This is a genomic window from Sphingobacterium sp. LRF_L2 (genome assembly GCF_965644235.1).
Taxonomy (GTDB): Bacteria; Bacteroidota; Bacteroidia; order Sphingobacteriales; family Sphingobacteriaceae; genus Sphingobacterium.
This window is the reverse complement of record NZ_CBFFRI010000001.1, coordinates 563,436-584,871: the sequence shown is the minus strand read 5'-3', so window position 1 is coordinate 584,871 and position 21,436 is coordinate 563,436. Positions and strand designations below refer to the sequence as shown.

The following is a 21,436-nucleotide window of genomic DNA, read 5'->3' as shown; positions in this document are numbered from 1 at the left end:
ATTTAATGCAGTTCATGATGATCAAGAAAAATATAATCCAGCTTTTTATCCTCTGTTTTCTTTTCGTAGGATGTGATAAGTTCTTGGATAAAGAGCCTCAAAATAAAGTATCTATTGACGAAATTTTTTCAGACTTAGCGGGGGCAAAAGCGGCACTTACAGGTGTGTATGTTGCGATGTGGGAGACTGAAAACGGTCCTAAAATGATTTATCCCGAGGCTGTAGGTGGTAATGTGAAACCTCTATATATTACCCTCCAAAAATATCTCGATGTCTATACGTTTACCACTGCTGCAGATACGAGCAGCATGGCAGCTGTATACGAGGAGACCTATGAAATGTTGAATAACCTCAATAATATTATAAAGCGTGTACCGGAGCTTACAGATGGTTTACAAACGGAGCGGAACGATATATTGGCACAAGCTTACGGCTTACGCGCATTAATGCATTTGAATTTGGTACAGCTGTTTGCTCAACCCTACAGTTATACAGCCGATGCTTCGCATTTGGGAATCGTTCTGGCCACAGAACCGATATTGATAGCAGATGCGCAACGTAAGCGTGCGACTGTAGCGGAGGTCTATACGCAAATAGCATCCGATTTGAAGCAATCTGCTGATCTTTTTACAGAGCGTAAAGCGGTATTCACCGGAAGTAACAGCATTTATATGAGTAGTTCGGCCATCAAGGCACTTCAAGCACGGGTTTCGATGCTGAAAGGGGAGTGGGCTGATGCTTATGACTATAGTGAAGCCGTAATCGCTTCAAATTATTCCTTGTACAGTAGTTCTGAATATGTAGCATCCTGGACATCGGCTGCGTCAAAAGAAACAATTTTCGAAATTGCCGTTGTCTCACCCTTCGCGGGAACCTCTTTGGGGAATTACTATACAAACGAAACGGCAAATACGACGTATCAGTTTGCCCCATCGAACGATCTGTTGGAGATCTTTCAGGAAGGTGATATTAGAGCTAGTGGAGGTGCGTTCAAATATCCGACCTATGGCACCGCAGCAACTTCCGTTAAGTTAATTCGACTCTCTGAAATGTATCTTATCCGTGCCGAGGCGGCGGCGGAACTTGGCCGTAGCGAACAGGCATTAGCAGACCTTAATGTGATTCGTAAACGAGCTAACCCTGAATCAGAAAATTGGACAAATTCTGACAAAACAGCATTAATCGACGAAATTCTAGACGAACGACGACGAGAGCTTTGTTTGGAAGGCTTTTGGTTTTTCGATTTGATGCGGCGTGGTATATCTCTTGTGCGTAGCGACTGCGAGGGGAATAACTGTAATATCAATTATCCGTCCGATAAGTTTGTTTTACCTATTCCGCTTCAATCTGTCACTTCCAATAGTAATATGGAACAAAATCCAGGTTATTGATCAAAATTTTATTCATAAATATCTTAATATATAATAACAAAATCATGAAAATTAAAAGTACATTTTTTGCTCTTTTTATTTTATTTGCAGCTTCTTGTAGTAAAGACGTTGCTGAACCAGAAACGGTGGTAGAGGAACCCCAAGCTGATGCTGCGGTTATTACTTATTTCCACGAAAATACAGCCTATTTTCAACCCTATGTATATCGTTACGATGAAACAACAAAAACTTGGGGTAAACGTATTGCTTCGCATTTTTCCATGATTTCGGAAGAAGATCCGACTTATTTGGGTTTCGTAAACCCTTATGTGGAGGATAGCGGTGTGAATTTATTTCAAATGGTTACGCTGTACAGTACACAAACCGGAACTACGAATATAAAAACGGCTGGTATCAATGTGGATAAAGTACTCCGATTTATACCAGATGAATCTTCGACAACGTTAGCAGATGCACCTACCGTATTCTCTAAAGGTGAAGTTGAAGTATTGTCACAGGTTGTAAAGATATACAAACCAGGAGGAGAAGAAAGAAAGGATATGGAGTATATCGAAATAGGAATCAGTGGCAGTGGAACATACGATTTGGAGACTGGCGTGATTGATTTAAATGTTGATTTTGATGAAACAGCTATCGGAGGATTAGCAAAAGTGACACGTGTGTATAAAATCAGTAAGACGGCATTAGTGTTTGAATAAATGAGGAAAACAATTGTTCTCCTAGGTTTAGGAAGCTTTTTTTTATTGGTCAGTTTTGTTCAAGAAAGTAAGCTTCCTGACCTTTCTTTGTTAAGGAAATTATACTCTTCGGGTGATCTCAGCCAATGGCCTGCACCGAATATCGATGATGCTGTAAAAGAAGGCTTTCAAGATATCGGTGTGCTGCCGAAAGCAACGTATCCTGCGTATAATCTGTTTACGAAGGAGAAAGCACAGTTGGGAAAAATGCTCTTTTTCGACCCTCGACTTTCGGCATCGAAGCAGATTTCATGTGCCAATTGCCACGAGCCTCAATTAGGCTTCGGTGACGGGAAAAGTTTAGCGAATGGGCATGGACGTCGTGTTGGAAAGCGCAACGCAATGACGCTTTATAATGTCGCTTTTTACAAAAGCTTTATGTGGGATGGACGTGCCGCATCACTCGAAGATCAGGTGCTTTTGCCCACACAGGATCATGTGGAGATGAACACGAGTCTCGATGTCCTTGTTGCAAATGTTCGTGAGATAAACGGCTATGCACAATATTTTGTTGAGGCATTTGGCGATTCTGGAGTGACGCTACAACGTATACAATATGCTTTGGCGACATTTGAAAGAGGTATTGTTAGTTATCCAAGTAAATTCGATCGTTTTGTCTCTGGACAAGCAGATGCGCTCAATGATCAGGAGTTATTAGGTTTACATCTTTTTCGTACCAAAGCACGCTGTATCAATTGCCATAATACCGCACTTTTCTCTGATAACAAATTTCATAACGATGGACAGGCCCTTTACGGTTCCCGCCAAGAAGATTTTGGCCATTATCATCTTACTGGCGAGCAGAAGGATATTGGTGCTTTTCGGACACCTTCGTTACGTGATGTTGCACTGACAGGCCCCTGGATGCATCACGGAAATTTTCCGACATTACGTGATGTTGTGGAGCTCTATAATTTAGGGAATCCCGCCCCGATTCAACGGCGCGTAAAGGTTGATGAAAGTAAACGGCCTATTCCATCTCCACTTTTACAGAAATTAAACCTCTCGAAAGAAGAAGTGGATGCCGTGATTGCCTTTTTAGGATCAATTAGTTCTTCCACCCAACGTCGGTTAGCATTTCCCGAACTTCCCGATATGAAGGATTGATATTTCGGAAAAAGAGTCAAAAAAAAAACAGCTTTTTTAAGTAGTAAAAGAAGTTTATTTTTTTACTAATCAGAGTCATTCAAATCGGTAAGAAGAAACTTAATGGTTTTCGTCTAATATTGATTTGAATGACTTTTTTGTGGTGCTAATCTGTATCCGTTTTGTGCTGTTGGCTGTATAAGTTGATTGTATTTGCTATAATGAGGATGCCTACTATTAGAAATATAAAGTTGAAATCCAGCAGTGTAGCGGTATACGCGCCAATCAAGGGGCCTACAATGTTGCCGATGTAAATCGAAGATTGGTTGTATCCAAATATCCGTCCGTAAATGCTACTGTCCGTGTTTTTAATGAGTAAGCTCTGTATACAGGGAAACAAAGCGCCTTCGCCAAATCCAAGAAGAAATCGTAATAAGGCGAATTGATAGACATCGGTGACGAAGAAAGTCATTAGAATAATTACTGTGGTGAATGCTAACGCCATGAACAACACCTTTGGGATTCCGATGCGGTCGCCGAGTTTACCCAAATAAGGAGCTGAAATTAATGCAGAGAACCCCGGAGCAGCACTGATAGCGCCACTAATAAAAGCGAGATTTTCTAATCCTGGATTAAGGCTTTTGATATAGAGAAGTAAAATGGGATTTATGGAGCTGTTCATCACTTGAATGAGCATGGAAGAGAGCAGTAGAGCCCCTATTAATTGGGGCGAACTAACTAGGCTTAATATAGATTTGGAAGAATCAATTTTCGCTCTTGAAGGAAAAGAGGGTTTGAAGTTTTCTTTAATAAGTATCAAGGTAATTAGAAAGCTGATCAGAAGGAGCAGGGATGTGCTGATAAAAACCGCAGAGATTCCCACCATGTCTGCGATAAATCCACCCAGAAGTGGGCCGATAAGTACGCCCGATATTTGAGCAGTGGATAGTACGCTGAGCCCCCAACCGCTTTTTTCGGACGGTATTTGAGAGGCAACAAGTGCAACTGCAGTAGGAATATAACCGGAAGTTACGCCCATAATTGCCCGAAGAGCAAGCAACTGCCAGACGTCGGTCACGAAAGATTGTAGAAAGATAACAATACTCATGCCCAATGAAGCCCTCAAAAGCATGACTTTCCGCCCGTATCTATCCGAAAGTTTACCCCAAAAAGGCGTAGCGATTGCCGATACCAAAAAAGTAATACCAAATACGGCTCCCGACCAAAGTGTTTCATTTTGCTGCACCCCCAACTTGAGTACGAGAAGCGGTAAAAAGGGGAGCACCATACTGATGGCAATACCGGTAAAGAAACAGCCGAGCCAACAGGTGTAGAGATTTGTCTTCCAATTGACCATTGTGAACAAAGGTTGTAAAAAAAGAGAAGAAAAAATAGTTTTTTTTACCATTTCCATCCTATCGAGAGCTTTTACAGTTAGCTCTAGAAGTTCTTCTATTCAACAAATCAATAAATTTAGATAATAAATATTTTCGTATATTAGGAAATATACGCTGTCGAAAATACAGTCAAAAATAGTAGTTTGCTAAAAATTTGGCCAAATAGTGTTAACCAATAAAGAAGTGTAGCTTAAAAAATCTGTTATGTACAATAGGCATCATTCGAAAAAAGTAATCTCTGATATGTTTTCGGGATTTCTACATCAGGTTGTGAACATAGGAATAAGCGATGAGCTTACTTATATTTCGCGTCGCGAGATCAAACTTCTCAATTCCATTGCTTTCGGCTGCATTGTGCTAATTAGTATTTATGCTGCGGTAAATCTGTTTGTTTATCCTATGCTTGGAATCATAAATGTGTTGACGGTTATTGGCATATTTCTGGTTTTCAGATTTAACCATCTGCGGAAGTATCAGTTGGCTAAATTTTGGTTTTTAATTCTTCTATCCGTCTTTTTTTCCGTGACGAATTTTATATATCCAAATTCGACGGAGTACTATTTGTTATGTTTAGCGACGGTTTGTCTTCTTCTTTTTAAAAAAAATTATATCGTCGTTATCATCATCGTTTTTGTACTGCTGGCTACAATAATCCCCAAATTTTATCCTATTGAATCTATTATAGTCAAGGAAGTCAGTGAACTTCGGATTGTACTGAACTCTGTTTTAGGGTTACTGTGTATGCTGGGAATTATCAGCTATCTCAAGTCGATACAGGCCGATTATCAAAATCAGTTGTCTGAACAAAAAAATAAGCTCGAAGAATCCAATCGGACGATGGAAAGACTTTTTGCGATGCTGTCGCATGATATCAGAAGCCCTTTGATTGGTGCTAAACAGGCTGTCGAGATAATTTTACTAAAGGATCTACCTCAGGAACGACAAAACCGAATTTTAGAGAATATTAAGAAGCAATTAACCGCTATGTACACAAATATTGATGGACTGTTACTCTGGAGTAAAAATAATGTACAGAAGATTGTTCCTGTTCCTGAAAATATAAATTTGGTCTCGTGTTTTTCTGGTCTCGAAGATGAATTTATTTTACAGGCATCTACGAAAAATATCATCTTTAGACTTCAATTGACAGAAGAGATCACTGTTTTTGCTGATCGACAACATCTTAATCTCATTCTCAGGAACTTGATGGCCAATGCTTTAAAATTTAGTCATTGCGATTCCAACATCGATATCGAAGCAAGAACTACCCCTAACGAAATCGAGATTGCAGTCATAGATTACGGTGTTGGGATTCCAGAAAATAAGATCGGAACACTCTTCAAACATATACAAGAGCCAGCCTGGGGTACAGCAGGAGAAAAAGGGACGGGCTTGGGGTTGACATTGATCCACGATCTGGTTTCGCTTAACAACGGCAGTATTCGGGTTACAAGCGAAAGGGACGATAAAACTGTCTTTTATGTTAAGCTACCAAAAGGTAATTAGCCTATTATTCATGTATAAACATGTGATATAAGCGTTGTGTTTGTCGTTTTGCATGATCTTCAAGGGAAGATCTATAGCTATCCTTGTGTTATGTGCGCTACTTGGGGCGGGATGATAGAGGTGTCTGTTTCGTTCTATAAATATACGACCATCAGATAGATATTTGATTAAGGTTGGGTTGTAGAAAAAACTACAGTTCAGCCAATGCCATCTGTATATAATGTAAACCCTTTTCAGAGTAGGTCAGTTTAAGTGCAAATTGATGTCCGTGGGCATCCATTTTTAATAACGATTTTTTAAGTATGTTTACAATTTTATCTTCGTGCTTTGGGAAGAAATCTTCGTATTGATAAGCTAAGAAAACAAGACATAGTGCATTCTCCATAGTTTGTACCGATGGGCTAACCTTTATTTTCTTTTTTAGGACGATTTGCTCAACTTCCGTTATGAGTTCTTCGGAATAGTTTAATTCCTCTAAAATGGTTCTTGCCTTTGTAGCATGGTAACTACTCAGTTCTCGTCGCCATTTTAAATAACCATCCTTGTCCATAGGGTAGTGGTTTCTTGGGATTTCCCACCGTCCAATGTGCTGACTTCTGGACGCTAGAATAAGCGCATCGTTGGCTTCTGGATCTAATTTCAAAACCCATTCGTATAGCTTTAAGGAGAGAAAGTATTCCTGTGGGTACTGTTTGCCTTCCCACACAAAGATTGTCGGATCCTTTTTGTTATAGTCGTCGAAACGTGCGATTGCTTTCTCTAAATGGCTGCTCATTTTTAATAATCTATGTTTTTCAATAGTTTTCATTCATGTTCGTGACAATAGGTTTCTCTTTAAGATCTTGAATTTTCTACTGTTTTAACTTTTACAAAAAAATAGCCGCTTTTCTTGTTCCCTTGTGTAAATCTTTTGAATATTCAGTAAAACCAAAGTTATCTGCCGTAAATAAAAGCTTTTTTAGGAAGAAATACAGTGTTTTTCTGATTTTTTTCGTTGCATTTTTTGTGTAAAAGATACTCCTTGGCAGGCTCAATCTGCTCATTTGTACATGTACATTGCCATTATGTATCCTGACAATACAGTAATGTAGGCCCTGTAAATACTATTTCAGGTTGACATCCTAACGATGTCAACCTGAAAGTCGAATGGTAAGTGCCGCAGTCCTTACAATCTTCATGCATTACCATTATCTCCATCCACCACCCAGCGATCGGTAAAGATCAACTACCGCAATGAATTGTGAACGTTGCGATTCTATAAGCTCAAATTTAGCCTCAATAGCATCACGTTGCGTCATCAATACTTCCATGTAATCGGCATGTGCCGAATTAAATAAATCGTAAGATATCTGTACTGATTCCGTCAAAGCTCCCACTTGTTTCCCTTTGATTGTATTGAGGTTGCGCATGTTGTTAAACTTTGATAGTTGATTAGCCACTTCGATATACGCATTAAGGAGTTTTTGTTCATATACGTACACCGATTGAATCTGTTGCGCATTAGCATTGAGGTAATCTGCCTGTATCGCTTTTTTATTGATAAGTGGTGCGATCAAATCGCCGGTAAGCGAATAGATTAACGATTGTGGCGTTTTGATCAAATACGCAGGATTAAAAGCTTGATAGCCGAAACTCGCCGATATCCCTAAAGCAGGGTAAAACTTTGCTTTCGCCACTTTCACGTCTAATTTGGACGCGGCCATATGGAGTTCTGCTTCCCGAATGTCAGGTCGATTACCGAGCAGTTGAGCCGGCAAACCTTCATCGATCGTTGGAAGATACTTGAAGTCCAGTCCATCGGTGGATCGTGCAATGTGTTGCGGATATTGACCGACTAGATAATTTAATTTGTTTTCCGTTTCAAGGATTTGTTGTGCGATTTCATATTGTCGTCCTTCCGTCATGTACACTTCTGCTTCAAATTTCTTTACCGCTAATTCAGTTACACGCGTAGCTGTTTTCTGAAGTTTGACAAGATCCAAAGCATCTGATTGAAGTTTGAGTGTTTGGTTTAGCAATAACAATTGTTGATCCAGTGAAAGAAGCTCATAATACAGGTTCGCTATTTCACCGACAAGGTTTGTTACCATGAAGTTCTTTCCCTCAATCGACGAAAGGTATCTCAATTGAGCACTTTGTGCTGCATTGTGCAGTTTATTCCAAATGTCGATTTCCCAATTGGCGAATAGAGATGCTGTTAAATCGGGCATTGGGTCTGGATTTTCTTTTCCATCACGGATATCGACCTGCCTTTCTGCTGCACCAAGGGTAGTATATTCACTTCGCTTTTCTACACCGGCTCCCGCTTTTGCACCAACAAAAGGAAGGTATTCACCTTTTCTAGCCATGACTTCATTCGCAGACATTTTGATTTCCTGCAACATGATATTCAATTCCTGGTTGTTGTTTAGTGCGGAGTCGATTAAACGGCGAAGAAATGGGTCCGCAAAATAATCGTTCCAGTTTGTGAGGGCTATATTTGTACTATCGGCATGTCCAACATAGCTGTCGGGTAGCGTGTTGGTAGAGGCTATTTTTTCCTTTATTTTAGGAACATTGCAGGCTGCTAAAAAAGCAGCACTGCATATGTAAACAGTATATTTGAAGGCTTGAGTTCTATTCATTAGTTTCTATGTATTTCTTCTAGCAGAGGATTTTCGATACGTTCAGATAAAGGCAATTCATCTTCATGCTTAATTAATTTACGTTTTGCGGCTATGCTTCCGAATATGAAGTACAAACCCGGGACGATGATGACACCAAACACGGTACCTAGCAGCATACCTCCTGCAGCGGCGGCACCAATGGTCCGGTTTCCTATGGCACCAGGACCATGTGCCAAGACCATGGGGATCATCCCAGCGATAAATGCAAATGATGTCATTAAAATTGGGCGGAACCTTACGCGTGCCCCTTCAATAGCTGCTTTGTAAACAGTCATTCCCTCGGCATGTTTTTGCATTGCAAATTCCACAATCAGTACGGCATTTTTTCCTAGAAGCCCCACGAGCATGACAAGCCCTACCTGTGCATAGATATCGTTTGCTAATCCCAATATTTTGAGGAGTAAAAACGTTCCGAAGATTCCGGCAGGAAGTGAGAGGATCACCGATAGCGGAAGGATGAAACTTTCATACTGCGCCGCAAGTACTAAGTAGACAAAGCCCAATACAATTAAGAAAATATAAATAGATTCATTTCCTCGCGCGGCTTCGTCTTTGGTTAATCCTTCCCAACCTATATCATAACCACGTGGGAGCGTTTGTTTTGCAACTTCCTGTATGGCTTGTATAGCTTCTCCTGTACTGTAGCCAGGGGCAGGTTCTCCTTTGATAGCAGAGGAAGGATACATGTTGTAGCGTGTGATTTCATTCAGACCATGCGTCTTTTTCATTTTCATAAAAGCCGAATAAGGCACCATTTCATCCCTATTGTTTTTGACATAAAGTTTCATAACGTCTTCGGGAAGTGCGCGAGACTCGGGCGATCCTTGTACGTAAACTTTGTAAAATGTTCCAAAGCGGATGAAACCTTGCTCGTATGTACTACCAATAAGAATGGATAGGTTATTCATGGCATTCTCAATGTTTACACCTTTTTGCATCGCTGCCTCGTTGTCTATTTCCAATTCGTACTGTGGATAATTGGCACTGAAGAAAGTAAATAGGCCAGTGAGCTCTTTCCGCTTCTTCAATGCTTCCATAAACTCATCATTCACTTTTTCCAGTTCTTTATAGTCGTCTGTATTTGTTTTGTCGAGCAATCGCATCGAAAAACCGCCTGCAGCACCGTATCCTGGAACAGCGGGAGGTCCGAAAAACTCAATTGTAGCACCCGATATTTCTTTAGACTTTTCTTCTAATTCTTCGATGATTTCGGCAACGCTTTCCTTGCGTTCCGACCAATCTTTTAGTTCAATTAGACAAGTTCCAGCGTTTGATCCACGGCCTTCTGTCAATACTTCGTAGCCCGCCAGTGCCGTCACTGAAGAAACGCCATCCATATGTTCTGTGATTTCTTGTAGTTGACGAGCAACATCATTGGTGCGTTCTAATGTCGAACCTGGAGGTGTTTGTACAATAGCATAGATCATACCTTGATCTTCGTTTGGAATAAAACCACTAGGAAGAGTTCTTGAAATTCCGAAAATACCGAACGAAAATAAAGCGAGTAATAGGTAAGTAATCAATTTTCTATTTACAATACGCTTTAAAAATAGGGCGTAACGAAGATTTAAGCGGTCAAATCGTTTGTTGAAAGCATCGAGAAACTTGTCGACAGGGGTCTTTTTCTTCGTTTTTCCGTGGTTGTTCTTAAGTATCATGGCGCAGAGTACAGGCGTCAAGGTCAAGGCTACAAATCCTGAAATGACGATAGAGCAGGCCATAGTGATTGAAAACTGACGGAAAAATACACCAACCGGTCCTTGCATAAAAGCTACTGGAATAAAAACGGCTGTCATCAACAACGTGATAGCAATGACTGCTCCGCTAATTTCTTTAACAACTTCGATCACCGCTTTATAGGGGGAGAGATGTTTTTCGTGCATCTTCGCATGGACGGCTTCTACGACGACTATGGCATCGTCGACAACTACCCCGATGGCCAATACCAATGCAAATAAAGTAATCAGATTGATGGTGAGACCAAACAGCTGCATAAACATAAATGCGCCGATTAAAGAGACGGGAACGGCAATTGTTGGGATCAAGGTGGATCGCCAATCACCCAAAAATAAAAATACAACCAAAGCAACCAATACAAAGGCCTCGACTAGCGTATGTACAACTTTCTCGATGGATGCATTTAAGAAATTTGAAACATCGTAGGTAATTTTATAGTCCATACCTGGAGGAAAGGACGCTGCTTTGATCTCGTCCAATTTACTTTTTACCTCTTTGATGACCTCGTTGGCATTACTGCCGTAATTTTGTTTCAATGTAATTGAAGCCGATGGTAAGCCGTCAAGGTTGGAATAGATGTCGTAAAATTCACTCCCGAGCTCGACTTTTCCGATGTCTTTTAATTTCAAGCTTTCTCCTTCAGGATTTGAGCGGATAATGATGCTTTCATATTCTTCGACTTTATTGTAGCGGCCTTTATAGGTAAGTACATATTCTAAAGCTTGTGATCTTTTCCCTGTGCTTTGTCCGATACGGCCTGGCGTTCCGATGATACTTTGCTGGCTCATTGCTTCCATCACTTCGTCAGTCGAAACATTGTAAGCTCGCATCCGTTCCGGATTAAGCCACACGCGCATGGCGTAAATTCGGCTTCCCAAAATCTTTGCACTACCGACGCCTTTCAGCCTACTGATTTCAGGAATGACATTTACATTCGAAAAGTTGTACAGAAACTTCTGATCCGCTTGTGGATCGGTGCTGAATACATTGACATACATTAACATGTTGGGCGACGTATAACTCACCACTAAACCCTCACGCTGTACCAGCTCGGGAAGTCGGTTGGTAACCTGCTCAATCCGTGTTTTTACATTTACCATGGCTTGGCTTGGATCGGTTCCTAAATCAAAATAAACCATGATCGTCGCCTCTCCTGCACTGGTCGCATCGGAGGTCATGTATTTCATCCCTGGCGTTCCATTGATGGATTTTTCCATGGGAATAAGAACTGATTCCGTCAATACGTTGGCACTAGCGCCTGGGTAAGCGATATTGACAACGACCACGGGTGGAGCTATATCTGGAAACTGGGAGATGGGCAGGGAACTTATTGCCAACAATCCCATAAAAATAATCACTATAGATAGTACTATCGCTAGTACAGGGCGTTTTATAAATTTTTCAAACATAATCTAACGTTTTTGTTGTATACTACGTTTAACTATTATTCGCTAGGCAATACCAACTGTTGCAGTACTTCACGTGGCTGCTTATAGGTGTATTCAATCTTATCGCCGTTCTGCACTTTCCGTATCCCTTCAAGGAGTATTTTTTCATCCCCTTTAAGGCCACTCTGTACAATAAATAAATCGGGTAACTCGGCTTTTATGGTAATAGGCGTTAATTTCACCTTGTTATCCTTGTCCACCACATAGACATATTTTTTATCCATGATTTCGAAACTTGCTTTTTGTGGAATGATAATGGCATGTGCTAAAGGAATAGACATCAAGATACTTCCTGTTTGGCCGTTCCGCAGTAGATTATCTGGATTAGGAAAGGTTGCTCTAAAAGCTATATTTCCAGTTTCATTGTTAAAGTCTGCCTCTATAGTTTCGACTTTTCCCGCCTGCTTGTACACTTCTTGATTTGCCAGTAGAAGTTGCACATAGTCGCGGTTTTGATCACTCGCATTTGTTTTATAATTGAGATATTCCGTTTCAGGGACATTATAGTATACCCACATGGTACTATTGTCGGAAAGCGTGGTCAGGAGGTCTCCCTCGTCGACCAGACTACCAAGTTTCAAATCCAGGTGATCTATAATTCCATCGTAAGGAGCTGTAATTTTCGTAAACTCCAAATGAGCACTGGCTAACTCCATTTCAGCTTGTGCCTTTTTTAATTTAGCTTTCGCCATCGCTAGCTCATTTGGTGCTACTACATTTTTATCCGCCAGCGTTTGGATGTTTTGTAACTCTATTGCTGTAGCCTCGGTTTCAGCCTGCGCTTTAAGCAATTCGGCATTGTAGATTTTAGGCATAATCTGAAACAAGAGTTGTCCTTTATGTACAAATTGTCCTTCGTCAACCATTACTTTTTCCAAATACCCCCGCTCTTGTGAACGGACTTCGATGTGTCTAATCGATCGTACTTGACTAACGTACTGTTTCACAATAGTTGTGTCATTAATTAAAGGGGAAGAGACTAAAAAGTTTGTGCTTTCTTCTTTTACGTCCTTATGGAAGTTGCAGCTGTTAAGCGCAAACAAGACAAGAGATCCCATAAGCATGATGTTCGTTTTCATCGGCATAAATTTGTTTTTCAATCGTGATGAAGCTATCCTACTTATTCTCGTGTATAGGTGAATAAATAATGATGACATTCATACGAATCTTGGTTCTGTAACTAAGTGATATTAAGTTGATTTGTGTAAATAGCAAATTCAGGCAATCACATATGGTGAAAGCATAGACAAGTTTTACTAAGATGCCAGAAAGGCACCTATTTTAAGAAAAAGATAAAATCTAAATACGGAAATTTTGGAAAAGAATATGTCTTGTTTTATTGTATTTCTCTGCTTCTTGTGTAGCTAACAAGCGGTAATTTGGTAGAGAAAAAGCAAACGTGTGAAATGAAAATTTTTGAGGGAGTAGGTTTCTTGAAAGAAAAGGAGGCGTTTCTTTCGATTTTGTAGTACTGGACAATTCACTTTCCGCACTGCTCTCTATGGCTTTTTCGCTATCATGACTGTGAATGGTTGCTCTTTTGTGAATCTGATAGTCAAAATCAATGCTATCCAGTATCTCTTGATTTACTATCTCTATTTGGTGAAAGTGCTTTGGAAGAGGAGATAGTTTTTTTTGTGTGGGTAAGAAGGACAGTTGCCCCGATATATGGAGCAGCAAGATAAATATTATGGAAAGCCATTTGCCTTGTCTCTTCGTCATTTGCTAGCAAAACTAGCAAAAAGAATAAGAAATTAAAGTTAATTTTTAATTATTTCTATTTGTTTTTGAAAAATAGTCGCATTTTATGTGTTTTATTTTGTTTTTAAATATGGTTATTTCGGAAAATGGTTAAAAAAATAGCTTTATGTAATAAAAATGTGATGGTTTGTTTTTTTTATCAAAAGATTTTGCTTTTTTGGTTTTTTCGTGAGCCTATAATTCCCATGCTCCATAAAGCCCATAGCATGAGTACGGGCTGAAAGAATAATCGTATGAGGCGGGCGGCATCTGTGTTTAAACCAAAACCATCGCGCTGATGTATGTATTGAGACCAATTTCCAGGAAATACAAGTGCCAGAAATAATACCATAAACCAAGGTATCCATCGTTTCTTATGGCCTAATATCAAAATTAGAAGAGCAAGAGCTATTTCGACTATACCAGATAACAAGACTGTGTTATCTTTATCCAATGGTATCCAATCCGGTACCTGCGCTTGAAATTCGCGACGTGCAAACGTGAGGTGCCCTATACCAGCAAATAACAGAAATAATCCTAAGATGACTCGGCCGGCATGTTGCAGTGAGCTTATTTCTCTTGTCATATGTATATTTATTTATCCGTGTTAGATTTCATTGAAATCAATGAGCTCGTTTCACTCATTTTGTTCTTTAATGACCATATGGAATATTATTCGTGTTACTTTTGTTTTCACAGGTACTTATGCTATTTTGTGGTCATGCGTGTTTGTTTTTTGTCTAACATGAATATTTTATATTTTTGACAATTTTGTCAGCTAGCTTCAAAACAGTCCTTTTTTTAGCCGTTTGTGACGAACGGTATGGCGTTCGTTCGTATCAACTTATTAGTTTGCTTTTTTGTAAATGGACAAGCGTTTTTGTAAAAATTTGCGAATATGATGGATGCGCGTTTTGATCGTTCCTTCGGGAATATCAAATTGTTCGGCTAATTCCCTGTATTTGTACCCATCCATATAGAGTGTGAAAATTTCATAATGATCTTGTGGTAGTTTTTTCAATGCATGCTGGATGTCTGCCATCACAAATTTACCCTCTACAGTGTTTGTCGAGTAAGGTTCCGAACAACCTTGATCGCGGTAATCAGCAGATTGACTACTTTCATAAAGCATGTGCTTTTGATTGCGTCGGTATTGGTTTATATATACATTTTTCATGATAACGTAGAGCCATGCCACTAACTTCGGATTGTTGAATAACTTGTCAAGATACCTTATCGATCGAACCATGGTTTCCTGTACAAGTTCTTCCATTTCCTCCGGATCCTTTGTGAATTTAAAGGCTATATTCTTTAAAATGCTTTGGTTTTTTGATAGTTCTAGATTCAGTTCTTTGCTTTCCATGGTCGTATGTTTTAAGTAGTGATGAGCTCAACATTGAACAAAAATGATGCAAACTACGGTCGAAAAGCGAGTGTAGATGGGGGAAGATAAATTAGTTGCTACAAATACTTATTGCCGCTTATTAGTACGTTTTGTCTAAGAAAGGGGGAATATCGGGAAGCTAAAACCTATTTTTCTTATTTATATGAAAATAGTTCTTTCATTTTCTTTAGGTCTAAAAGGGGTGTTTTTCTTTTCAGGAACCGACAAAATACGGAAAGGGTAAAATCCTTTAAATAATGCAATGATTCAATAGTTGACGATAATCGTATACAGTGTTGGTCCAAAATAGGAGGAAAGTATTTTGTATGCTTTCTTATGCTCCTGATTAAACAGCTACTTTTGATATTATCCAACAATTTTTCTCAAAAAAAAAGAACCTTCGGCCGGGGAGACCGAAGGTTTTTCTACTAACCAATTATAAATCTGAGTCTGAATTATAGTGTCAAATATACACTATATAATTCGGCATAAAAGCTTTCTGGTCCCCTTAAAGATCGATTTAACATAAAGATAATAGTCTACCTTTTTAATAATTGCTTCTCAGAATATTGCTTTATATTCATGTATAACGTAATTGTACTTTCAACGCTAGAATCTGTTCCTAATATAAACTCTACTTCTCTTTTTTCGTCGTATTTTCATAGCATTTACAGCTCGTGTAATCAGTACATCCTCATTCTTAGTTAAAAACGAGGGAAATGATACTACGCCTGGCCGCGCTATTTTTTTGAGGATATAGTTAGTGAGAAAGGCCTAAGGATACACTGAGCGCAATAATGGCAAGTACGAGTAACGTGATAAATACATATAGTTTATCTCTTTCGAGGATGAAACTCCCTAACGACAACAGTAATCTTAAAAAAGGGGTGAAAAATAAGATAAGAATACCGAGATAAATAACTGCTCGTCCATCAAGAGCAATTGCTCCCCTTATGACATGGCTAATCACCTCAAAGATACTATTGTCTTTCTCAATGAATTTCGAGTAGTCTACCTGTTCTGTGGAATGGTTGACTAAAAATATTAATCCGCCAGTGATCCCAAAAAACAAAACCGTGCGTACGCCATACTTGAGTACATTTGCAACAACGTTTTGTATGGTTTTATCTGTAATTTGCATTATATGTTCCCTTTAATCCCGTTGTAAATCATGTTGACAGCTAGAAGAAAAATGATAAAGGCAAAGAATACCCGTAATCTTTTCGGATCTGTTGCCATTAGAATTTTTGCCCCTACCATTGCTCCCAGTAGCACGCCTATCATGACAGGCAAACAGATGTCAGGAACGATGTAGCCTTTTTGGATATAGATAACACAGCTCGCTAATGCGGTAACCCCCATCATAAAATTACTGGTTGTGGTCGACACTTTGAATGGGATTCTCATAATCGTATCCATGGCAATGACTTTAAAAGCACCAGAACCAATTCCCAGCATTCCCGAGAGCATTCCCGCTAATCCCATCATACTGAAACCGCCGATAACATTTTTTGTGCCGTAGGCTATTTCTTGTGTTTTGGACACTGGATAAGATGAGGGGAGTTTAAGTGCCTGAGCCATTGAACTGGAGCTCGTTACCACATGTTCTGTTTTTTTGCGTAAGGAGTTGCCAGCAGAGAAGATTAAAGCTAGGCCAAATAATACGGCGATAAATGAGCTAGGTGCCGCACTAGAAATTAAAGCGCCAGCGACAGCGCCCGCCGTTGTTGCAATTTCTAAAAACATACCGAGCCGCATATTTGTAATACCCTCTTTAACATAGGCAGCTGCCGAACCTGAAGAAGTTGCAATGACTGAAACCAGCGCAGCGCCAATAGCATAATGTATGTCGACACCAAGTACAATAGTAAGCAGCGGGATGACTACAATTCCACCTCCAAGTCCAGAAAGAGAGCCGATAACTCCAGCGGCCATAGAACCTGCGAGCACAATTAACGTAAAGGTCAAAACTGTCATAAGAAATAAATTAGAAGAACAAAAACGTATTATTTGTTCTTTAGTCAAGCAAAAGTATAAAAATTACGAATGGTAAATGGCTTTTTTACTATTTTAATCCATATTTAATGTTACGCTTATAGCCCTCTAATGATCATTGACGACAGACTCTTCCTTTTTTAAGGATAAAAACGAAATGAAAATATAGCTTTGATTTTTTTCTTTTATTTATGACTTTTTGCTATACTTGCGCCCGAAACAATTATTAATTAGAACAGTATAATATGGATTATCTGTGCTTATGTTATTGTTAACCTTTAAATGAAATAATATTAGTATGAAGAAGTTTTTTTTGATGAGCGCACTCCTTATGTGCGTCTCAGGTGTCATCGGGCAGAGTAGGTTCGGTATCAAAGGCGGACTTAATCTTGCGAATGAATATTCGCGAATTGACAATCAATCGGCAACCACCGACGTGGCAGCGAGTTTTCACATTACCGGTTATTTTGATGGACGGGTGTCTAGAGGTTTTTCGATACAGCCTGGACTTTCGTTACAGGGAAAAGGAGGACGTTACGAAGCTAATGGACAAAAATTCACGGATCGTTTGTTGTATTTAGAAATTCCAGTTAATTTTCTGGGACGTGTTCAGGCAGGTCGTGGTGAAGTCTTTTTCGGTGGAGGACCTTATTTGGCTTACGGACTAGATGCACGTGTGAAATATGAAAGAAATGCAACGCATATAGAATGGGGGAGTAATCCTGATCAGTTAAACCCATTTGATGCAGGATTGGGTATTTTAGCAGGATATACATTTAATAGCGGACTAAGCCTGAGCCTTTCTAATTCTATTGGGTTCGTTAATATTTCTAACCAAGAAGGTGGAGCAAGTTTTAGAAATCAAGTAGTATCCATCAGTATAGGCTACGAGTTTGGTCGTCGCTAATAAACTGTTTTTTTTAACTATAAAAAGAGCTATCCTATTTTTAGGATAGCTCTTTTTTGTTAAATGCAAATTCATGGATCCCTATATGCGCATTTTATTCATGATATCGATCGTATTCTTGTGATATTGGAAAATTTAGGGACTGTAGTTATTTGCTAGTGTGTGTAAAAAAGTTATTTATAGCTATTCATCTCCTCGACGCCTTATTTTTTCTATTAGCTGACGAATGCAATTCATCATAAAGTCGCGTGCTTAATAACATAGACTAATTCTAAATAGCTTAGATTCGCAGCATTATTAATCTCAAGTTTTACTATGAAGCGAAATTTAAAAATACTCTATGGTGTAGCCCTTGCCTTTTATTGTCAGGCTGTATCTGCGCAAGATCTTCGAATGCGAGGTACTGTTCAAGATAGAGAAGGTGGAAAACCTCTCTCTGGTGTTACTGTCCGGGTCAAAGGGCGTGAGGCGATAACACGTACCGATAATGAAGGTAAATTTAAATTGTTGGTAAATAAAGGAGAAGTGCTGTTGTTACAGTCGGTAGGCTACCAATCGGGTGAATTATTAGTTACACGTGAAGGACATGTTGCTATTGAGCTGGTTCAGGATCAGCAGCAATTGGAAGAGGTTTTGGTAACAGGGGCATTTGGAATTAAGCGTGCCGCTAGGCAAATGGGGGTGTCTACAGGTTTGGTATCTGATAAGCAACTGAATCAAACGGCAGTCGTCAATCCACTTGAAGGGCTTCAAAGTAAGGTGGCAGGACTGCAAATCAATATGTTTGACTCAGGCGTCAATCCGCAGGTGCGTGTTACTTTACGTGGTGCCCGAAATATTGCGGACGGGGCAAACGAGCCATTATTTGTGGTCGATGGGGTTCCTATGCCTGCTATTGAAGCACTCAATCCACAATTGGCAAATTCATCTCGAACGACATCTGCCTTTTCGGCTATAAACCCCAACGATATCGAAGAAATTACGGTCTTGAAGGGAGCCAATGCCGCGGCAATATATGGTTCTCAAGGCGTGAATGGTGTCATCTTAGTGACCACGAAAAAAGGAAAGCCAGGACATGGTCAGATTTCTTTTACCAATAGCACACTGTTGGAAAATGTCGGGTGGCTGCCACAATTTCAAGAGGAATTCGGAGCAGGCTTTAACGGAGTTTTTCAGCCATATGAAATCCGTTCTTGGGGACCAAAATACGATGGAAGTACCGTACAAGTGGGGCCTGTATTACCTGATGGTACCCAATGGGATTTAACCTATTCTCCTATAAAGAATCAAAAAAGAGATTTCTTTGATACCGGAGTAACGCAGCAAAATGGATTGACTTTTTCAGGAGGAGATGCAAAATCTACTTTTTATATGTCTGCACAGCATGCCATAACAAAAGGTATTATACCAAAAGACAAAAGCAATAAAACCAGTTTACGTTTCAGCGGAACGCGGAACTTCGAAAAACTTGATGTAGGGTATAATGTTGCTTATGTACGTACAAATGATAACACCACGACGTCTGAACCTTGGAACAATGTTCGTGGGTTACCTCTGTATATTCCTATTACCGAACTTCAAGATTGGCAGAATGATCCAAAGGCTAGTCCTGATTATTTCTTTTCGAACAGTAGCATAAACCCATATTGGGGAATTGATAATCAACGAAGGTATAATACGCAGCACAATTGGAACGGGAATGTTAATGTGTCGTACACATTCAATACCTATTTGAAAGCAATTTATCGTTTGGGGGCAACTAACGTAAATACAGCATTGCGGACAGAGAATGCTCCGATCAAATATGCCGCAGTGTTAGGTGCTGACGGAAAAGCTTATGCTCGTCCAGCGAACCAAGCAGGATCTGTCGTTGATAGAACGTTAGGGACGCTTCAGTTAAATAGTGATTTAATTTTGCAGTATGATCGCAACTTTGGTAAGTTCTCTATGCATGCTTTGGTAGGACATAATTACCAAGATCAGACTGCAAACTCGGTTCAGGTAGGTTCCAGTGCCGTACTTATTCCGGGTACTTACAATCAAGATAACAGGACAGGTAATCTGAGCGGAGGTACTTATAAAACACATGCTAGACGTTATTCTTTCTTTGGAGAAGTTACACTCGGCTATAATAATTATTTGTTCGCGACATTTAATGGACGAAATGAGTCAGTTTCTTTACTGAGTCCAGACAACCGTACGTTTTTCTACCCTGGAGGAAATGTCTCATTCATTTTTAGTGATGCTATTGAGGCTTTAAAAGATAATACAATTCTTTCTTACGGTAAACTTTATGCGTCGGCAAGTAAAACAGCGAATGTATCGATTGCTCCTTATCAACTGCTGAATACCTATGTTGTGAGTACGGGATTTCCTTATGGTAATCTGAGTGGTTTTGAAATGAGTGGGACAAATGCAAATTTTGATCTTAAACCTGAATTCGTGTATTCATGGGAAGTTGGAACACAATTGCAATTCTTTAGAAACAGGCTTCGTACAGAAGTAACGTATGCAAATGCCGATGCTCGTGACCAAGCACTAGAAGTCGGAACTTCGTATGTGACTGGATTTGGAAGCTCGATCTTGAATGCCGCACGTATGAAAAGTAAATCTTGGGAATTTACATTGTCAGGAGATGTATTGGCGAATAAAGACTGGACGGTTACCTTAGGTGCGAATTATACCCATAATGACAATAAAGCGGTTGAACTTCCTGGTGAAGGTGCATTGGAGCTGTTTAAAAACAACTATTTTGTGGTTGGCGAACGTTTTCCTACGTTTATGTTGTCAGATTATGCTAGAGATCCACAGGGACGGATTATTGTGGATAGTAATGGCAATGTGAAGCAAGCAGCACAAGATAGGAAGGTGGGGACCTCGCAACCCGTACATATGTTCGGAGCCAATTTTGCTGTACGTTACAAAAATATAGAACTGAGCGGGCAAATAGATGCTAGATGGGGAAGTGTGTTCCATACCGCTGCAGCCGAAAGTACATTGAACAATGGTTTATTGCCTCGAACTGCGGAATATGGAAGAGAACCATTTGTTATTCCAAATTCAGTTGTTGAAGTATCACCAGGCGTTTACCAAGAGAATACTGACATATATAGCGCTGGTGATCAAGCTTGGTGGTTGGGTGCACAACGCTCATTTTTAGCGCCGAATTCATTTAATGCAAGATATATCAAGCTGCGAGAGGTGTCTATACGTTACAACTTACCAGTAAGTTCATTGCAGCGTGTCAACTTTATTAAATCGGCATCTATTGCTTTGATTGGCCGAAATTTAATTAACCTTCGTGATCAATCCAATATTTTTGGAGAGTCTGAATTTATCTACTTATCTAATATAGGTTTTAGTGGTTGGAGAACTTTGCCAGCCTCCAGAACTTATGGCTTGAATCTTAATCTGACTTTCTAATTTCAATTCTTACTATTTA

Annotated in this window: 16 protein-coding genes; 6 read left to right on the top strand and 10 right to left on the bottom strand. The window is 39.7% G+C overall.

All coding sequences use genetic code 11. The features are described 5' to 3' along the window. The first annotated feature begins 14 nt into the window (after positions 1–14). From ACSZOX_RS02345 to ACSZOX_RS02335, 3 genes are read left to right on the top strand one after another with little or no spacing between them, the layout of a single operon-like run. Positions 15–1,391, top strand: coding sequence for a RagB/SusD family nutrient uptake outer membrane protein (locus ACSZOX_RS02345; RefSeq protein WP_437918140.1), 1,377 nt, complete (start codon positions 15–17; stop codon positions 1,389–1,391). Between the two features lie 44 nt (positions 1,392–1,435). Next, positions 1,436–2,089, top strand: a complete 654-nt coding sequence (locus ACSZOX_RS02340; RefSeq protein WP_437918139.1) for a hypothetical protein — start codon at positions 1,436–1,438, stop codon at positions 2,087–2,089. Further along, positions 2,090–3,235 carry a cytochrome-c peroxidase gene (locus tag ACSZOX_RS02335; RefSeq protein ID WP_437918138.1) on the top strand — a complete coding sequence of 382 codons (1,146 nt, stop codon included), beginning with the start codon at positions 2,090–2,092 and terminating at the stop codon, positions 3,233–3,235. Between the two features lie 145 nt (positions 3,236–3,380). Here ACSZOX_RS02335 and ACSZOX_RS02330 read toward each other — a convergent pair whose 3' ends face one another. Continuing rightward, the gene (locus ACSZOX_RS02330) at positions 3,381–4,571 is read right to left on the bottom strand and encodes an MFS transporter (RefSeq protein ID WP_437918137.1); all 1,191 of its coding nucleotides are present in this window, start codon (positions 4,569–4,571) and stop codon (positions 3,381–3,383) included. A gap of 244 nt (positions 4,572–4,815) precedes the next feature. Here ACSZOX_RS02330 and ACSZOX_RS02325 point away from each other — a divergent pair, with 244 nt between their 5' ends. Next, complete coding sequence (locus ACSZOX_RS02325) at positions 4,816–6,117, top strand: sensor histidine kinase (protein WP_437918136.1); 1,302 nt, start codon at positions 4,816–4,818, stop codon at positions 6,115–6,117. A gap of 190 nt (positions 6,118–6,307) precedes the next feature. Here the strand turns inward: ACSZOX_RS02325 and ACSZOX_RS02320 are convergent, their stop codons facing one another. From ACSZOX_RS02320 to ACSZOX_RS02280, 9 genes are all read right to left on the bottom strand, one after another. After that, the gene (locus tag ACSZOX_RS02320) at positions 6,308–6,892 is read right to left on the bottom strand and encodes a DUF4202 domain-containing protein (protein WP_437918135.1); all 585 of its coding nucleotides are present in this window, start codon (positions 6,890–6,892) and stop codon (positions 6,308–6,310) included. 412 nt (positions 6,893–7,304) lie between these two features. Beyond that, complete coding sequence (locus ACSZOX_RS02315) at positions 7,305–8,741, bottom strand: TolC family protein (protein WP_437918134.1); 1,437 nt, start codon at positions 8,739–8,741, stop codon at positions 7,305–7,307. Continuing rightward, positions 8,741–11,929 carry an efflux RND transporter permease subunit gene (locus ACSZOX_RS02310; protein ID WP_437918133.1) on the bottom strand — a complete coding sequence of 1,063 codons (3,189 nt, stop codon included), beginning with the start codon at positions 11,927–11,929 and terminating at the stop codon, positions 8,741–8,743. The genes ACSZOX_RS02315 and ACSZOX_RS02310 overlap by 1 nt, the downstream gene beginning before the upstream one ends. A gap of 35 nt (positions 11,930–11,964) precedes the next feature. Further along, positions 11,965–13,047: an efflux RND transporter periplasmic adaptor subunit gene (locus ACSZOX_RS02305; RefSeq protein ID WP_437918132.1), complete on the bottom strand. Its 1,083-nt coding sequence runs from the start codon at positions 13,045–13,047 to the stop codon at positions 11,965–11,967. A gap of 220 nt (positions 13,048–13,267) precedes the next feature. Further along, the gene (locus ACSZOX_RS02300) at positions 13,268–13,690 is read right to left on the bottom strand and encodes a hypothetical protein (protein ID WP_437918131.1); all 423 of its coding nucleotides are present in this window, start codon (positions 13,688–13,690) and stop codon (positions 13,268–13,270) included. A 178-nt stretch (positions 13,691–13,868) separates the two neighbouring features. Next, entirely contained in the window at positions 13,869–14,294 is a 426-nt protein-coding gene (locus tag ACSZOX_RS02295) for a DoxX family protein (protein ID WP_437918130.1), read from the bottom strand. 261 nt (positions 14,295–14,555) lie between these two features. Further along, positions 14,556–15,071: an RNA polymerase sigma factor gene (locus ACSZOX_RS02290; protein ID WP_437918129.1), complete on the bottom strand. Its 516-nt coding sequence runs from the start codon at positions 15,069–15,071 to the stop codon at positions 14,556–14,558. A 781-nt stretch (positions 15,072–15,852) separates the two neighbouring features. Then, entirely contained in the window at positions 15,853–16,233 is a 381-nt protein-coding gene (locus ACSZOX_RS02285) for a DUF1634 domain-containing protein (protein WP_437918128.1), read from the bottom strand. Then, positions 16,233–17,069: a sulfite exporter TauE/SafE family protein gene (locus ACSZOX_RS02280; protein WP_437918127.1), complete on the bottom strand. Its 837-nt coding sequence runs from the start codon at positions 17,067–17,069 to the stop codon at positions 16,233–16,235. The genes ACSZOX_RS02285 and ACSZOX_RS02280 overlap by 1 nt, the downstream gene beginning before the upstream one ends. Before the next feature lie 316 nt (positions 17,070–17,385). Here ACSZOX_RS02280 and ACSZOX_RS02275 point away from each other — a divergent pair, with 316 nt between their 5' ends. Both ACSZOX_RS02275 and ACSZOX_RS02270 read left to right on the top strand, forming a co-directional pair. Next, the gene (locus ACSZOX_RS02275) at positions 17,386–17,994 is read left to right on the top strand and encodes an outer membrane beta-barrel protein (protein ID WP_437918126.1); all 609 of its coding nucleotides are present in this window, start codon (positions 17,386–17,388) and stop codon (positions 17,992–17,994) included. A 315-nt stretch (positions 17,995–18,309) separates the two neighbouring features. After that, entirely contained in the window at positions 18,310–21,417 is a 3,108-nt protein-coding gene (locus ACSZOX_RS02270; protein WP_437918125.1) for a SusC/RagA family TonB-linked outer membrane protein, read from the top strand. Positions 21,418–21,436 lie beyond the last annotated feature (19 nt).

Bases quoted from the DNA above. Each gene is read 5' to 3' on its own strand.
- ACSZOX_RS02280 (WP_437918127.1), bottom strand. From the start codon at position 17,069: ATGACAGTTTTGACCTTTACGTTAATTGTGCTCGCAGGTTCTATGGCC.
- ACSZOX_RS02315 (WP_437918134.1), bottom strand. From the start codon at position 8,741: ATGAATAGAACTCAAGCCTTCAAATATACTGTTTACATATGCAGTGCT.
- ACSZOX_RS02335 (WP_437918138.1), top strand. From the start codon at position 2,090: ATGAGGAAAACAATTGTTCTCCTAGGTTTAGGAAGCTTTTTTTTATTG.
- ACSZOX_RS02300 (WP_437918131.1), bottom strand. From the start codon at position 13,690: ATGACGAAGAGACAAGGCAAATGGCTTTCCATAATATTTATCTTGCTG.
- ACSZOX_RS02285 (WP_437918128.1), bottom strand. From the start codon at position 16,233: ATGCAAATTACAGATAAAACCATACAAAACGTTGTTGCAAATGTACTC.
- ACSZOX_RS02270 (WP_437918125.1), top strand. From the start codon at position 18,310: ATGAAGCGAAATTTAAAAATACTCTATGGTGTAGCCCTTGCCTTTTAT.
- ACSZOX_RS02305 (WP_437918132.1), bottom strand. From the start codon at position 13,047: ATGAAAACGAACATCATGCTTATGGGATCTCTTGTCTTGTTTGCGCTT.
- ACSZOX_RS02275 (WP_437918126.1), top strand. From the start codon at position 17,386: ATGAAGAAGTTTTTTTTGATGAGCGCACTCCTTATGTGCGTCTCAGGT.
- ACSZOX_RS02310 (WP_437918133.1), bottom strand. From the start codon at position 11,929: ATGTTTGAAAAATTTATAAAACGCCCTGTACTAGCGATAGTACTATCT.
- ACSZOX_RS02295 (WP_437918130.1), bottom strand. From the start codon at position 14,294: ATGACAAGAGAAATAAGCTCACTGCAACATGCCGGCCGAGTCATCTTA.
- ACSZOX_RS02340 (WP_437918139.1), top strand. From the start codon at position 1,436: ATGAAAATTAAAAGTACATTTTTTGCTCTTTTTATTTTATTTGCAGCT.
- ACSZOX_RS02330 (WP_437918137.1), bottom strand. From the start codon at position 4,571: ATGGTCAATTGGAAGACAAATCTCTACACCTGTTGGCTCGGCTGTTTC.
- ACSZOX_RS02290 (WP_437918129.1), bottom strand. From the start codon at position 15,071: ATGGAAAGCAAAGAACTGAATCTAGAACTATCAAAAAACCAAAGCATT.
- ACSZOX_RS02325 (WP_437918136.1), top strand. From the start codon at position 4,816: ATGTACAATAGGCATCATTCGAAAAAAGTAATCTCTGATATGTTTTCG.
- ACSZOX_RS02345 (WP_437918140.1), top strand. From the start codon at position 15: ATGATGATCAAGAAAAATATAATCCAGCTTTTTATCCTCTGTTTTCTT.
- ACSZOX_RS02320 (WP_437918135.1), bottom strand. From the start codon at position 6,892: ATGAGCAGCCATTTAGAGAAAGCAATCGCACGTTTCGACGACTATAAC.